13 protein-coding genes are annotated in these 13,540 nt (G+C 35.0%); 9 read left to right on the top strand and 4 right to left on the bottom strand.

From position 1 onward, the window contains the following. Positions 1 to 73: 73 nt before the first annotated feature. Positions 74 to 712: a hypothetical protein gene (locus BW936_RS09540; RefSeq protein ID WP_076548160.1), complete on the top strand. Its 639-nt coding sequence runs from the start codon at positions 74 to 76 to the stop codon at positions 710 to 712. Positions 713 to 739: 27 nt separating this feature from the next. Here BW936_RS09540 and glyA read toward each other — a convergent pair whose 3' ends face one another. Then, positions 740 to 2,014 (bottom strand): serine hydroxymethyltransferase, encoded by a 1,275-nt coding sequence (gene glyA / locus BW936_RS09535; protein WP_076548159.1) that lies wholly within the window; start codon positions 2,012 to 2,014, stop codon positions 740 to 742. Between the two features lie 247 nt (positions 2,015 to 2,261). Between glyA and BW936_RS09530 the strand changes: the two genes are divergently transcribed. Continuing rightward, positions 2,262 to 3,446, top strand: a complete 1,185-nt coding sequence (locus BW936_RS09530) for a hypothetical protein (protein WP_076548158.1) — start codon at positions 2,262 to 2,264, stop codon at positions 3,444 to 3,446. A 32-nt stretch (positions 3,447 to 3,478) separates the two neighbouring features. On the opposite strand, the gene ytxJ is transcribed toward BW936_RS09530, so the two are convergent. Then, complete coding sequence (gene ytxJ, locus BW936_RS09525) at positions 3,479 to 3,871, bottom strand: bacillithiol system redox-active protein YtxJ (protein ID WP_076548157.1); 393 nt, start codon at positions 3,869 to 3,871, stop codon at positions 3,479 to 3,481. Positions 3,872 to 4,029: 158 nt separating this feature from the next. On the opposite strand from ytxJ, the gene clpB reads away from it, so the two are divergent. Together clpB and BW936_RS09515 are read left to right on the top strand one after the other, a co-directional pair. Further along, on the top strand, positions 4,030 to 6,630 hold the full coding sequence (gene clpB / locus BW936_RS09520) for an ATP-dependent chaperone ClpB (RefSeq protein ID WP_076548156.1): 2,601 nt from the start codon (positions 4,030 to 4,032) through the stop codon (positions 6,628 to 6,630). A 111-nt stretch (positions 6,631 to 6,741) separates the two neighbouring features. Beyond that, on the top strand, positions 6,742 to 7,335 hold the full coding sequence (locus tag BW936_RS09515; RefSeq protein WP_076548155.1) for a TetR/AcrR family transcriptional regulator: 594 nt from the start codon (positions 6,742 to 6,744) through the stop codon (positions 7,333 to 7,335). Positions 7,336 to 7,391: 56 nt separating this feature from the next. Here the strand turns inward: BW936_RS09515 and BW936_RS09510 are convergent, their stop codons facing one another. After that, positions 7,392 to 9,029, bottom strand: a complete 1,638-nt coding sequence (locus BW936_RS09510; RefSeq protein WP_076548154.1) for a PorP/SprF family type IX secretion system membrane protein — start codon at positions 9,027 to 9,029, stop codon at positions 7,392 to 7,394. Positions 9,030 to 9,113: 84 nt separating this feature from the next. On the opposite strand from BW936_RS09510, the gene BW936_RS09505 reads away from it, so the two are divergent. Next, positions 9,114 to 9,656 (top strand): SixA phosphatase family protein, encoded by a 543-nt coding sequence (locus BW936_RS09505; RefSeq protein WP_076548153.1) that lies wholly within the window; start codon positions 9,114 to 9,116, stop codon positions 9,654 to 9,656. Between the two features lie 79 nt (positions 9,657 to 9,735). Further along, complete coding sequence (gene smpB, locus BW936_RS09500) at positions 9,736 to 10,197, top strand: SsrA-binding protein SmpB (RefSeq protein WP_076548398.1); 462 nt, start codon at positions 9,736 to 9,738, stop codon at positions 10,195 to 10,197. On the opposite strand, the gene BW936_RS09495 is transcribed toward smpB, so the two are convergent. Beyond that, positions 10,194 to 10,835, bottom strand: a complete 642-nt coding sequence (locus BW936_RS09495) for a protein-L-isoaspartate(D-aspartate) O-methyltransferase (protein WP_076548152.1) — start codon at positions 10,833 to 10,835, stop codon at positions 10,194 to 10,196. The genes smpB and BW936_RS09495 overlap by 4 nt on opposite strands. A 147-nt stretch (positions 10,836 to 10,982) precedes the next feature. Between BW936_RS09495 and BW936_RS09490 the strand changes: the two genes are divergently transcribed. The 3 genes from BW936_RS09490 to BW936_RS09480 are packed head-to-tail and all read left to right on the top strand — an operon-like array spanning position 10,983 to position 13,523. Beyond that, positions 10,983 to 11,957 (top strand): Gfo/Idh/MocA family protein, encoded by a 975-nt coding sequence (locus BW936_RS09490; RefSeq protein WP_076548151.1) that lies wholly within the window; start codon positions 10,983 to 10,985, stop codon positions 11,955 to 11,957. After that, the gene (locus BW936_RS09485; protein ID WP_076548150.1) at positions 11,954 to 12,844 is read left to right on the top strand and encodes a 3-hydroxybutyryl-CoA dehydrogenase; all 891 of its coding nucleotides are present in this window, start codon (positions 11,954 to 11,956) and stop codon (positions 12,842 to 12,844) included. Before BW936_RS09490 ends, BW936_RS09485 begins: the two co-directional genes overlap by 4 nt. 25 nt (positions 12,845 to 12,869) lie before the next feature. Continuing rightward, a complete protein-coding gene (locus BW936_RS09480) occupies positions 12,870 to 13,523 on the top strand; it encodes a YggS family pyridoxal phosphate-dependent enzyme (RefSeq protein ID WP_076548149.1) in 654 nt (217 codons plus the stop codon). Positions 13,524 to 13,540: the final 17 nt, after the last annotated feature.

Genomic DNA, 13,540 nt, shown 5'->3' with positions numbered 1-13,540 from the left:
AGGATTTTCTAGGCTAGTTTGCGAAGTTAGAAAAGTATCTTTATATAAAAGAATGCTATAAATTTATACTCGTATGCCATTTAATTACGAAAATTTCATTAATAATTCAAAGCTGGAATATACCAAGGACATTATTGGTATAAATGAATTTCTAAGCACAACTGGTTTTCATTATTTCTCAAATGTAAAACTTAACAACAAGCACATTACAAGTGATTCTATTCGTTTAGTTTTAGAAATATCTTGTAATTTAGAGTTGTTAGAGTTGCTATCACACTTCAATACAGGCAGGTGGGGACATAATGGCATGGATGAATCCCCGTTACAATACGCTTTAGATAACTTAAATTTAAATAATAAAAACAATATTGATATTGAAGAACTTACATTCTTTCTAAACGATACTGTAATCGTAATAAAGCGCATATACAACAATAGCATACCCACCCAATTAAATGACATTTTAAAGCAAATTGCATTTAACTATGTTTTTTTAACAAGAGGTCTCACTCAAAAACCTTATGAAATTTTCGTTCCAATATTTGAAGATATTGTAGAAAATATAGACAGTACTGATGATGAAGTAAATACCGCTCCAAAATCATATTCTGAATTTTGGGGAATATATCTTGACAAAGATGATGAAGCATCTATTTACGATGTAAATAAAAATAGTTACGTAAGTGGAGATTTAGAGTTTTTATCGGAATAAAAACTCTAAATCTATTCCTGTTTTTAATTATGCATTAAAAATTGGTCTTGTATTCATCATTGCATTTACCTTTGCTCTTACTTCTTTTATAATGGTTTCATTTTCAGGATTCGTAATTACCTGATCAATAAAATCTACTACTTTTTCCATATCGCTTTCCACCAAACCTCTAGTAGTAATAGCTGCAGTTCCAAAACGGATACCTGAAGTAACAAACGGTGATTTATCATCAAATGGCACCATATTCTTATTCGCCGTAATATCCGCCAAAACCAATGCTTTCTCTGCATCCTTTCCTGAAATATCTTTATTTCTAAGGTCAATTAGCATCATATGGTTATCAGTACCGTCAGAAATTATATTATACCCACGTTCCACGAAAGATTTAGCCATTGCATCGGCATTTTTCTTCACCTGAGCTATATAGGTTGCATACGATTCTGTTAAGGCTTCACCAAAAGCAATTGCTTTACCTGCAATAACATGCTCTAGAGGGCCACCTTGATTTCCTGGAAAAACAGCCAAGTCCAATAAAGCAGACATTTTTCTTAAATTTCCATTTTTCAACTTAATTCCAAATGGGTTTTCAAAATCAGCACCCATTAATATCAAACCTCCTCTTGGTCCTCTAAGTGTTTTATGAGTCGTTGTAGTTACAATATGACAGTGTGGAATTGGGTTATTCAACAACCCTTTCGCTATTAAACCTGCAGGATGCGAAATATCTGCAAGAAGTATAGCATTAACGCTATCTGCAATCTTACGAAAACGTTCAAAATCCATATCCCTTGAATATGCAGATGCACCGGCGATAATTAATTTTGGTTGTTCTTTTGTAGCTACTTCTTGAATTTTATCATAATCCAATCTTCCTGTTTCTTTATCAACACCGTAAAATACCGGAGTATATAATCTACCTGAAAAGTTTACAGGAGACCCATGTGTTAGGTGACCACCGTGAGATAGATCAAACCCTAGAATTTTATCACCAGGCTGTAAACATGCATGATACACTGCTGCATTTGCCTGAGAACCTGAATGGGGCTGTACATTGGCATAAGCTGCACCAAAAAGCTCCTTAGCCCTATCTATTGCTAATTGCTCTACTTTATCTACTACTTCACAACCACCATAATATCTTTTTCCCGGATACCCTTCAGCATACTTATTTGTAAGTACAGAGCCCTGTGCCTCCATTACTTGCGGACTAGTAAAATTTTCAGAGGCAATCAATTCAATTCCGTTGATTTGACGTTGCTTCTCTTCTTCAATTAGATTAAAAATTGTGGTATCGCGTTGCATGTTACTTTATCTTTTAAATAAGTCGCAAAAATACAAATAGTGCCCTTAATGACGTCTAAAAAATAACACAATCACAAAATTTATTTATTAAAATAAGTTAATAACTTTATTTATATAAAATGCTTATAATAATACTGATATAAGCAATGCCACAAATTTATACTATTCCTTATCCCCTTGCGTTTAATAAAAACCATTTTATGGCATGGCTGTTGAATAGCTATTATAAATCTTAAAAATAATAGAAATGAAAAAATATCTACTTTTTAGTCTTACCGCAATACTTCTTTCGTGTGGCGGTTTTAAAAAAACACAGGAAGCTCTTAATTCTGGCAATTATGAGACTGCAATTAATAAAGCAGTAATGAATATTGCGGAAAATAAGACAAAAAAAAGCAATCAACAATATATTATTCTTTTAGAAGAGGGGTATAAGAAAAATACCGAAAGGGAACTACAGCATATAAAATTTCTAAAAAAGGATGGAAACGCTGCAAATTATGAGGAAATTTATAATAGCTATGGAAGGTTAAAAGCTATTCAAGAAAGAATTCGTCCATTACTGCCATTATACCTTCAGGAAGAAAACAGAAAAGCTCATTTCGTTTTTAAGAATTACGATGACGACCTTCTTGCCGCTAAATCTGAGTTATCTGAATTTCTGTATTCAAATGCCAATACACTATTGAAGGAGGCTAATTATAAATCTGACTACAGAAAAGCTTATAATGACCTTAATTTTTTAAATGAGATCAACCCTAATTATAAGGATGTTGTCACTAAAATTAACGAAGCTTATCAAAAAGGACTTGATTATGTAATTGTGAACATGATCAATAATACGGATCAAATTATACCAAAAAGATTAGAAGACGAACTTTTAAACTTAAACACTTACAGATTAAATTCTAACTGGACGGAATACCACACCAATAGAATTCAAAATCAATTGTATGACTACCAAATGGAGGTTTCTTTTCAAGACATCAATATTTCTCCCGAACAAATTAGAGAGAAACAAATAAGCAAGGAAAGACAAATAAAAGATGGGTATACATTTGTGGAAGACAGTAACGGGAATGTAGTATCGGACAGTCTTGGTAATAGTATAAAAGTAGATAAGTTTAAAACCGTTAGGTGTGATTTTTATCAATTTACACAGTATAAAAGCGCCCAAGTAACTGGAGTGGTCAGCTTTATTGATTTAAAAAAACAACAGAAAGTAAACCAATACCCACTATCAAGTCAATTTGTATTTGAGCATATCTATGCTAATTACGAAGGAGATAAAAGAGCGTTGGACAATGACCTAGTAGCCCTGTTACAACTTGCAAGGGTGCCATTCCCCAGCAATGAACAAATGGTCTATGATGCCGGTGAAGATTTAAAGAATAACCTAAAGAACATATTGAACACTCAACGTTTCAACTAATTAAAAAGCCCCGGTAATACGGGGCTTTTTAATTATATAAATTGTTCTAGCTTAATATCTGATATTGAGCCATGAGAATCATGTATGACCACTACCCCATTTTTAACAATTAAAAGCTGAGGAGATTGATGCATCACTCCAAATTCTGATGCTACCGCATTAGAAACATCTCTATTCGCTAACAAATCTAAAAAGTATAGGTCCATTTGTCCATCCTCAAGACCATAACTACTTTTAAACATATTTAACACCATTCTACTAATTCCGCATGATGTGGAATGTTTAAATATCACCTGAGGTCTACCATTAGACGCTTCCTTAATAGTATTTAATTGATCTACAGCATTAAGAGGTATCCACGGAATGCCTGAAGAACTACCTTCATCTTCCCTTTTAGAACCAAATAAACCACCAAATATTCCCATAAATTTCTTAATTTAATATTGTCATTTCAACAACCCTTAACTGACTTATTGTCATTCAGTTTTTTAAATTTACAGCCATTTTGTCTTGTAAATTCAATTGGTAAGATTGTTGACTATTACCTATCAAAAGTATTACAATTAACTAAAACCGAAAGAAAATGAATATAAATAATTTTACTATAAAATCACAGGAGGCTATTCAACAAGCCCAGCTGATTGCTCAAAACCACGGACATCAGCAAATTGAAAACGAACATATATTCAAAGCCCTTACCGAGGTTGAAGAAAACGTGATGCCCTTTTTAATTAAAAAATTGGGGATCAACTTTTCATTGGTACAACAAATTATAGAAAAAGAACTATCAAGCTTCCCTAAAGTAGATGGTGGTGATATTCAATTTTCTAGAGAAGCCGGTAAAACGTTGAACGAAGCAAGTATCATTGCCAAAAACATGGAAGATGAATATGTTTCTATAGAACACCTTTTTTTAGCTATTTTAAAATCTAAAAGTAAAATAGCCCAAATTTTAAAAGATCAAGGTGCAACAGAGAAGCATTTAATGGCTGCCATTAGCGAATTGCGTAACGGAGATAAAGTTACTTCACAGAGTGCTGAAGATAGCTACAACTCGCTTAAAAAGTATGCCAAAAACTTAAATGAACTAGCAGATAGTGGCAAACTAGACCCTGTTATTGGGCGTGATGAGGAAATTCGTAGAATTCTACAGATTTTATCAAGACGTACAAAAAACAACCCTATTCTTGTTGGTGAGCCCGGTGTTGGTAAAACCGCTATTGTAGAAGGTTTGGCTCATAGAATTATACAAGGCGATATTCCTGAGAACCTAAAGGATAAAGTAATTTATTCCCTAGATATGGGCGCTTTAATTGCTGGCGCTAAATATAAAGGTGAATTCGAAGAACGTCTAAAAGCCGTTATCAAAGAGGTAGTAAGCGCAGATGGCAATATCATCTTATTTATTGACGAGATACACACCCTAGTTGGCGCTGGCGGCGGACAAGGAGCCATGGATGCTGCAAATATTCTTAAACCTGCTCTTGCTAGAGGCGAGTTACGATCAATTGGCGCAACAACATTAGATGAATACCAAAAGTATTTTGAGAAAGATAAAGCGCTAGAAAGAAGGTTTCAGAAAGTTGTCGTAGACCAACCTGATACAGAAAGTGCTATTTCAATCCTTAGAGGAATAAAAGAGAAATATGAAGCACACCACAAGGTTCGTATTAAAGATGAGGCTGTTATTTCTGCAGTAGAGTTATCACAACGATATATAACCAACAGATTTTTACCGGATAAAGCTATTGACCTAATGGACGAGGCCGCTTCTAAGCTTAGAATGGAAATTAATTCTAAACCTGAAGAGCTAGACGTTCTGGATCGCAAAATTATGCAGATCGAAATTGAAATTGAAGCGATAAAACGCGAAAATGACAAGCAAAAACTAAAGGTATTAAATCTAGACTTAGCGAATATTAAGGAGGAGCGAAACGAAATTTTCGCCCAATGGGAGAGTGAAAAATCGGTTGTTGACAATATTCAGCAGACAAAACTAGATATTGAAAATTTTAAAGCTGAAGCCGAGCGTGCCGAAAGAAATGGCGATTATGGTAAGGTGGCAGAAATTAGATATGGTAAAATTAAAGAAGCACAAGAAAACCTCACCAAATTACAAGATGACCTAGCAGAGCAACAACATGCAGGTACTTTAATTAAAGAAGAGGTTACCAGCGATGATATTGCCGAAGTTGTCGCTAAATGGACAGGTATACCGGTTACAAAAATGCTGCAAAGTGAACGCGAAAAGCTACTGAAGCTTGAAGAAGTACTACATAAGCGCGTAGTAGGTCAAGAAGAAGCTATTGAAGCGGTTTCCGATGCTATACGCAGAAGTAGAGCAGGATTGCAAGATTCTAAAAAACCTATTGGTTCGTTTCTCTTCCTAGGGACAACCGGTGTTGGTAAAACTGAGCTAGCGAAAACACTGGCTTCGTATTTATTTGATGACGAGAATGCCATGACAAGAATAGATATGAGTGAATATCAAGAAAGACACTCGGTTAGTAGACTTGTTGGTGCACCTCCAGGATATGTAGGCTATGATGAAGGCGGACAGTTAACGGAAGCCGTGCGTAGAAGACCTTATTCCGTAGTGCTGTTAGATGAGATAGAAAAAGCACACCCAGATACGTTCAACATCTTATTACAAGTATTGGATGAAGGTAGATTGACAGATAATAAAGGTCGTGTTGCAGATTTTAAGAATACTATTATCATTATGACCAGTAATATGGGAAGTGATATCATTCAAGATACTTTTGAAAATGCCGTAGATGTGTATAGCGCAACTGAAGCTGCAAGGGTTGAAGTACTAGGTCTATTAAAGAAAACAGTAAGACCCGAGTTTATAAATAGGATTGATGACATTGTCATGTTTACCCCGTTAACCAAAGACAACATCAAAGAAATTGTAAGACTTCAATTAGAAAATCTAAAGAAAATGTTAGATAATCAACAAATTACTTTAGATGCCACTGAGGAAGCTATAGATTATTTGGCAGAGAAAGGTTACGATCCACAATTTGGAGCACGACCTGTAAAAAGAACGATTCAAAAAGAGGTGCTGAACAATATGTCAAAATCACTATTAAGCGGTGAAATTAAAGCTGATAGCGTTGTTTTATTAGACGCTTTTGATAACAACCTGGTTTTTAGAAACCAAGAGGAAATTACAGTCTAATTTTAAAAAAACCGAAAGAAAAGCGTTCATATGAAATATATGAGCGCTTTTTTTATCAACAATATATACCATGCAGTATAAATTATTTATATTCGCATAAAACAGCCTATTATGTCATCTAAAGCCGAAAGAACTACCGCGTATATCATTGAGACTGTAGCACCTGTATTTAACAAACATGGCTATATAGGCACTAGCATGAGCGATCTAACTGAGGCTACCAATTTAACCAAAGGTGCGCTTTACGGTAACTTCGAGAATAAAGAAGCATTAGCTTTAGCTGCTTTTGAGTATAACAGAAACTTATTGCTTACCGCTATAGATGAGCATTTATCAATTGAAGGAAAGGCTTTGGCTAAAATTGAGAATCTAATTGACTTTTATAAAAAGTATGATATTTTCACCATGACAATGGGGGGATGTCCTATCTTAAATGTGGGCATAGATGCCCAACACAATAACAAACTTCTTGCTGCCGCAGCAAAAGAAACAATAAAGGATATTGAAGGAAAAATAGCTTTGGTATTTGAAAACGGTATTAATAACGAAGAATTTAAACTACCAGTTTCTCCTCTACAGTTTTCAAAACAATTATTTACCATTATTCAGGGGGCAATTTCAATGGCTACCGTTACAAAAGATCGTAAGTATTTATTGAATACGGTTACGTATTTAGATGTTTTAATTAAAAGAGAGCTGAAGTAAACCTAAAACTACTTTACAACCACAATTAAAATAACCAAATAAAGGCTCTATTTTTTTTACTCTCCCGTTACTCTAAATATCCATATTTTATCCGTGTATTTTCCTCCAAGTTTGGAGTCCCTAGCTTCTCTTGCATCTTTTATGAAATTATATTTAGCCAGGTACACATAGTTGTATTTATTCTTTTGCCTGAAGAACGATTTAGCATTGATTCCTTGCTTCTGCATATCTGCCAAGAAAGCATCCAAGTATTTTTTAGTACCAAAGACATTGACTATTAAATAATATCCGGGCTCTAAAGAGCCTTCTTTGGCAACCTCTTCATATTTCTCACCAGCTCTAACATTTACCACTTCATTCTTCATAGCCAAGGCTTCACTTTGCGCAATAGAATCTTTTCTTCGTTGTTGCGCTAATGCTACAGCAGCCGCTTCTTTCTTCATTACCGCTGCTATAGAATCTTGTTGTTTCTGTTGTTTTATAGCATTAACTTTAGCTAATGCTTGCTCTGCCCGTGCATTTTCTATAGAATCTCTCTTTCTTCCAATATCTCTCTTTGACTCTTTTGCGATTGCATTAGATTTTCTAGTGGCATCTAGGATGGAATCTTTTATCCTTTTGCTTTCTATAAGCGCTAAACGCTCTTGTTTTTTAGACTCGCGCCTTAAGGCTAACTTTTCTGCTTTAGTAAGTTCATTAGATAACAAGGTATTGCCTTCTTGCCCAACAAGTGCATTCTCTTTTTGTTTTTCCTTCTCCGCTATTAGCTGTTCTTCAAGTTTTTCTTCAGGTGTTTTCAGTGTTCCCAACTTATAAGACGTCACCAATTCAAAGGATGGATTTTGACCTTTTAAATCTGAATTGGTCCCTACTTCAACCAACGCACCAAAAGAGAAACGTTTAAAGAAACGCCCTCCTACACCACCAGAAAAACCGTAGAAACTATTGTATCCTGCCTGTACCCAATACTTATTTGTCGTTAGCAATGTTGTCAATCCTACTTGATTATCCAATCCGGGAATAGTCTTGTAATACAACATAGGTCTAATTACCGAACTATCGTCTGTGCTCAATATACTTACTGGAAAATCATAGCTTACCAAAGCCTGAAACATCCTATCTTCAGGGCTAGTATTGCGTTCATTTGAAGTAAAATTATAATCGAACAAGTTTTCAGATACAAATCCAATATTAAACCTATCAATACTTAAATTAACCCCTGGCGCCATTTGGAGTATAAAATCATTTTCCGCAGTAGTTTGTATAGGGTTAGGCACAAAAAAGCGATCGTCTGCTAGCTTCTGTTGAAAGGCGAATACGTTTAAACCAACTCCCAAAACAACTTCTTCACTTAATTCTATAGTGTGGGCATAGTTAATAGTTGCCCCGGTATTTAAGAAAACTCCCGTATTGTGCTGAAAAAAACCAACACCTGAAGCAGAAACATCATTGAGTCTCGCCGTATAATTTAAGAATAGAGAAGTTGGATCGGCATCATAAGATTGCCATTGCCATCTAGCCCATAATGCCACAGAAGAAGGATTATTACGATCTAAACTATAAGCAGGATTTACTAAACTACTGTTATATTCAGTGAGGTTTTGCTGCCTAAAATCAGTAGGAAGTACGACCTCTTGAGCCTTAATACCTAGAACTACAAAACCAATAAGAAGTGCCCCACAAATATTTTTCATATGCAAAAAAACAAAAAATAGACTATTTATAGTACTAATTTGAAGTAATTTTAGTTATTAAATTAATTCTACAAACAAAATTTCATGAAAGCATTAAAAATTGCTCTTTTAATTTTTTTAGCAATCAATCTTTCTTGCAAAGATGAACCCGTATTAGATTCATCGCAAGAACAAACTTCTATTTCAACTTTTTATCTCATCAGACATGCGGAAAAAGATAGAAACAATCCTAGCGATTCTGACCCTGAACTAAATCAGAAAGGGTTAGGTAGAGCTATGCATTGGGCTGAAATTCTTTCAGAGGTAGAATTCAATGCTATTTACTCAACTGACTACAACAGAACCTCTATGACGGCTGCTCCTACATCGGTAAAACAAAACGTAGATGTGCAGTACTATGACCCTAATACTATTGATATTGACCAATTTAAAACCGATAATTTAAATAGTAACGTCTTGATCGTTGGTCACAGCAACACTACTCCTGAATTTGTAAATAAATTAATTGATGAACAAAAGTATTATGATCTTGACGACAGTGAAAACGGTACTTTATTTATCGTTAAAACCATCAATGGCATTTCTTCAGTAGAAAAACTAATTTTTAACTGTAACTGTCCAGATTAAATGAACTACAAAGAATATCATTAGCAATAAGTTTTAAAAGGCTAAGACATTCATTGAAATGTTCTTATTTTTGCCTGTAATGCAGAATACTATAAACATTAAGAACAAAAGAGCTCGTTTTGAATACGAGCTTTTAGATAAATATACGGCAGGTATCGTTTTAGCAGGTACCGAGATTAAAGCCATTAGAGAAGGTCGTGCGTCTATATCAGAGAGTTTTTGTGAATTCAATGATAAAGATGAGCTGTTTGTGATCAACATGCAAATTGATGAATACTCTCACGCATCTCATTTTAATCATAAACCAAAAGCAGCGCGTAAATTACTTTTACAAAGAAGGGAACTCAAAAAACTCAGCAAAGAAGTTAACACCTCTGGACTAACCATTGTACCACTTCGTGTTTTTATAAACGAAAGAGGCTTTGCAAAAATGCAAATTGCTTTGGCCAAAGGTAAAAAGCTCTATGACAAAAGAGAGTCTATAAAAGATCGTGATAACAAAAGGGATCTTGACCGCATTAAAAAGAATTTCAACGGTTAGTTTTTATTTTCCAATAACGGTACAAATCTAAATGAACCGTACTCTGTCTTTGAAAATTCCTTTTCTGTAGTTCTCACGAACAAAGTCATTATTTGTTCTTCAAAACCTATTGGTATTACCAACCTACCTCCTACTTTTAATTGCGACAATAAAGCTTTAGGCACTGCGGGCGCCCCTGCGGTTACTATAATGCGATCAAACGGTGCTTCCTTAGGCAAACCTTTATAGCCATCTCCAAAGATTACTTGTTTAGGCCTGTATCCCATTTTCTTAAAAAAAATACTGGTTTTTTTAAATAATTCTAGCTGTCTTTCCACGGTGTAGACCTTAACTCTTAATTTTAAAAGTACAGCTGTCTGGTAACCACTTCCGGTACCAATTTCCAATACTTTTTGTCCTTGTTCCAGGTCTAATAATTCTGTCTGAAAAGCAACGGTATAGGGATGAGAAATTGTTTGGTTTGCAGCAATAGGAAATGCTTTGTTTTGATAGGCATGCCCCTCAAAACTACTATCCATAAATAAATGCCTAGGTATCTCTCTAACGGCGTCCAAAACGTTTTTGTCAGCTATTCCTTTGTCTATCAATACTTGCGCTAGATGGTTGCGCATGCCCCTGTGTTTTAAGGTATCTTTCAATGGTAATCGGTTTGTTCTTCAAAGTTAGTAAAGTTCTTTATACAACAGAAGAACCAACGAAAACTTATCCTTATTTTTTAATAAATTGAAATACACCATAGGATAAAAGTATCTTAACTATGCGTATTTTTGAGGAAAACGAAACAAATGTTAAAAGTTGGTGTTTTAGGAGCTGGGCATCTAGGTAAAATCCACCTTAGACTTCTAAATGAATCTAAAAAATATGAACTTGTTGGTTTCTACGATGCCGATAATTCTAATGGAGAAAAAGTAAGTACGGAGTTTGGATATACTTATTTCAATAATCTTGATGATTTAATGGATGCCGTAGATGTAGTGGATATTGTAACCCCTACCCTTTCGCATTACGATTGTGCAAAAAAAGCTATTGAAAAAAGAAAGCATATATTCATTGAAAAACCCATTACACACACCTTGGAGGAAGCTAACGCATTACTCTCCCTAGAGGCCGAATATGGCGTAAAAGGACAAGTAGGACATGTAGAACGTTTTAATCCCGCATTCACCTCTGTAAAGCACGCTATAAAAGACCCCATGTTCATTGAAGCACACAGATTGGCTGAATTTAACCCAAGAGGTACCGATGTTCCTGTTGTTCTAGATTTAATGATCCATGATATTGATGCTATTTTAAGTGTTGTAAATTCTGAAGTGATACAGGTAAACGCTAGCGGAGTTTCCGTAATAAGCCAATCTCCTGATATTGCAAATGCCAGAATAGAATTTGCAAATGGCTGCGTTGCTAATTTAACGGCTAGTAGAATCTCTTTAAAAAACATGAGAAAATCTCGCTTCTTTCAAAAGGATGCCTACATATCTGTAGATTTTCTTGAGAAAAAAGTTGAAGTTGTAAAGATGAAGGATGCTCCAAAAGCACCGGGAGATTTTGATATGATTTTACAAAACGCAGAGGGTATTAAAAAACAGATTTATTTTGAAAATCCGGCTATTGAGACCAACAACGCCATTTTAGATGAGCTTGAATCTTTTGCGGATGCCATAAACAATAACTCAACTCCTGTTGTTAGCTTAAAGCAAGGAACACAAGCACTGAAAGTGGCACTACAAATTATTGCAGCATTTAATCCAAGTAAAATATGAAAACAATTGCAGTTATAGGTGCAGGTACAATGGGCAACGGAATTGCCCACGTATTTGCCCAAAACAAATTTCAGGTTCACTTAATTGATGTTTCTAAAGAAGCCTTAGATAAAGGTCTTGCCACCATTGCCAAGAATTTGGACAGAATGGTAGCTAAAGAAAAAATAACTATATCTGACAAAGAAAACACACTAGCAAATATCAAATCTTTTACAGAATTGAAAGCCGGTGTATCAAAAGTTGATCTTGCCATTGAAGCTGCTACAGAAAATGTAACCATCAAGTTGAAAATTTTTAAAGAGCTTGATGACGTTTGTGATGCAAATACCATTTTGGCCTCTAACACATCGTCCATCTCCATAACTCAGATTGCCGCAGCTACCACCAGACCCGATAAAGTTATTGGAATGCATTTTATGAATCCGGTTCCCATAATGAAATTGGTAGAAATAATTCGTGGCTACAGCTCTTCTAACGAGACCACAACTGCTGTCATGGAACTTTCTAAAAAATTAGGAAAGACACCTACAGAAGTGAACGACTACCCTGGTTTTGTAGCGAACAGAATTTTAATGCCCATGATCAATGAAGCTATTGAAACCTTACACCATGGTGTTGCAGGTGTCGAAGAAATTGATACCGTAATGAAACTAGGAATGGCACACCCAATGGGTCCCTTACAATTAGCAGATTTTATAGGGTTAGATGTTTGCCTTTCTATTTTAAATGTGATGCATGACGGATTCAAAAAACCTAAATATGCACCATCACCATTACTTGCTAATATGGTTATGGCCGGAAAAAAAGGAGTAAAATCCGGAGAAGGGTTTTATGATTATTCAGAAAGTAAAAAAGCAGCGGTAGTATCAAGTCAGTTTTCAAAATAAAAGTATTCAAGAAGTATAAAGTGATATGTCTATAAAAGAAAACCTATCAAATATTAAACAAACCATTCCTGATGCCGTGACTTTGGTTGCTGTTTCCAAAACAAAACCAATGTCATTCATTCAAGAGACTTATGATGAAGGACAACGTGTTTTTGGAGAAAATAGGGTTCAAGAAATGACAGAAAAGTGGGCTAATTTGCCAAAAGATATTGAATGGCATATGATCGGACACTTACAACGTAATAAAGTCAAGTATATGGCAGAATACGTTTCTTTGGTTCATGGGGTTGACAGCCCTAGGTTATTGGCAGAAATAAACAAACAAGCAGAGAAACATAATCGCGTTATCTCATGCTTACTTCAAGTACATATTGCCGAAGAGGATACTAAGTTTGGGTTCAATGAAAAGGAATTACTTGAATTAGTAAATAATGAAGAGTTTAAAGCTTACAATAATGTGAAAATTGAAGGATTAATGGGGATGGCCACCTTTACCGATAATATGGATCAAGTACGTAGAGAGTTCAGCGGATTAAAAATGCTATTCACAAAACTTAAAAGTAATTATGCCGATTTCACTACCCTTTCTATGGGGATGAGCGGTGATTATAAAATCGCAATTGAAGAAGGTAGTACTATGGTACGTATAGGAAGTAGTATCTTTGGATCTAGAAATTAACCTCTAAAATACTACCA

This window comes from Maribacter ulvicola, assembly GCF_900155985.1.
GTDB lineage: Bacteria > Bacteroidota > Bacteroidia > Flavobacteriales > Flavobacteriaceae > Maribacter > Maribacter ulvicola.
The sequence above is the reverse complement of the archived record's forward strand: the minus strand, read 5'-3'. Positions and strand labels throughout refer to the sequence as shown.

Coding starts and splice junctions, on each gene's coding strand:
- BW936_RS09540 (WP_076548160.1), top strand. CDS start 74: ATGCCATTTAATTACGAAAATTTCATTAATAATTCAAAGCTGGAATAT.
- glyA (WP_076548159.1), bottom strand. CDS start 2,014: ATGCAACGCGATACCACAATTTTTAATCTAATTGAAGAAGAGAAGCAA.
- BW936_RS09530 (WP_076548158.1), top strand. CDS start 2,262: ATGAAAAAATATCTACTTTTTAGTCTTACCGCAATACTTCTTTCGTGT.
- ytxJ (WP_076548157.1), bottom strand. CDS start 3,871: ATGGGAATATTTGGTGGTTTATTTGGTTCTAAAAGGGAAGATGAAGGT.
- clpB (WP_076548156.1), top strand. CDS start 4,030: ATGAATATAAATAATTTTACTATAAAATCACAGGAGGCTATTCAACAA.
- BW936_RS09515 (WP_076548155.1), top strand. CDS start 6,742: ATGTCATCTAAAGCCGAAAGAACTACCGCGTATATCATTGAGACTGTA.
- BW936_RS09510 (WP_076548154.1), bottom strand. CDS start 9,029: ATGAAAAATATTTGTGGGGCACTTCTTATTGGTTTTGTAGTTCTAGGT.
- BW936_RS09505 (WP_076548153.1), top strand. CDS start 9,114: ATGAAAGCATTAAAAATTGCTCTTTTAATTTTTTTAGCAATCAATCTT.
- smpB (WP_076548398.1), top strand. CDS start 9,736: ATGCAGAATACTATAAACATTAAGAACAAAAGAGCTCGTTTTGAATAC.
- BW936_RS09490 (WP_076548151.1), top strand. CDS start 10,983: ATGTTAAAAGTTGGTGTTTTAGGAGCTGGGCATCTAGGTAAAATCCAC.
- BW936_RS09485 (WP_076548150.1), top strand. CDS start 11,954: ATGAAAACAATTGCAGTTATAGGTGCAGGTACAATGGGCAACGGAATT.
- BW936_RS09480 (WP_076548149.1), top strand. CDS start 12,870: ATGTCTATAAAAGAAAACCTATCAAATATTAAACAAACCATTCCTGAT.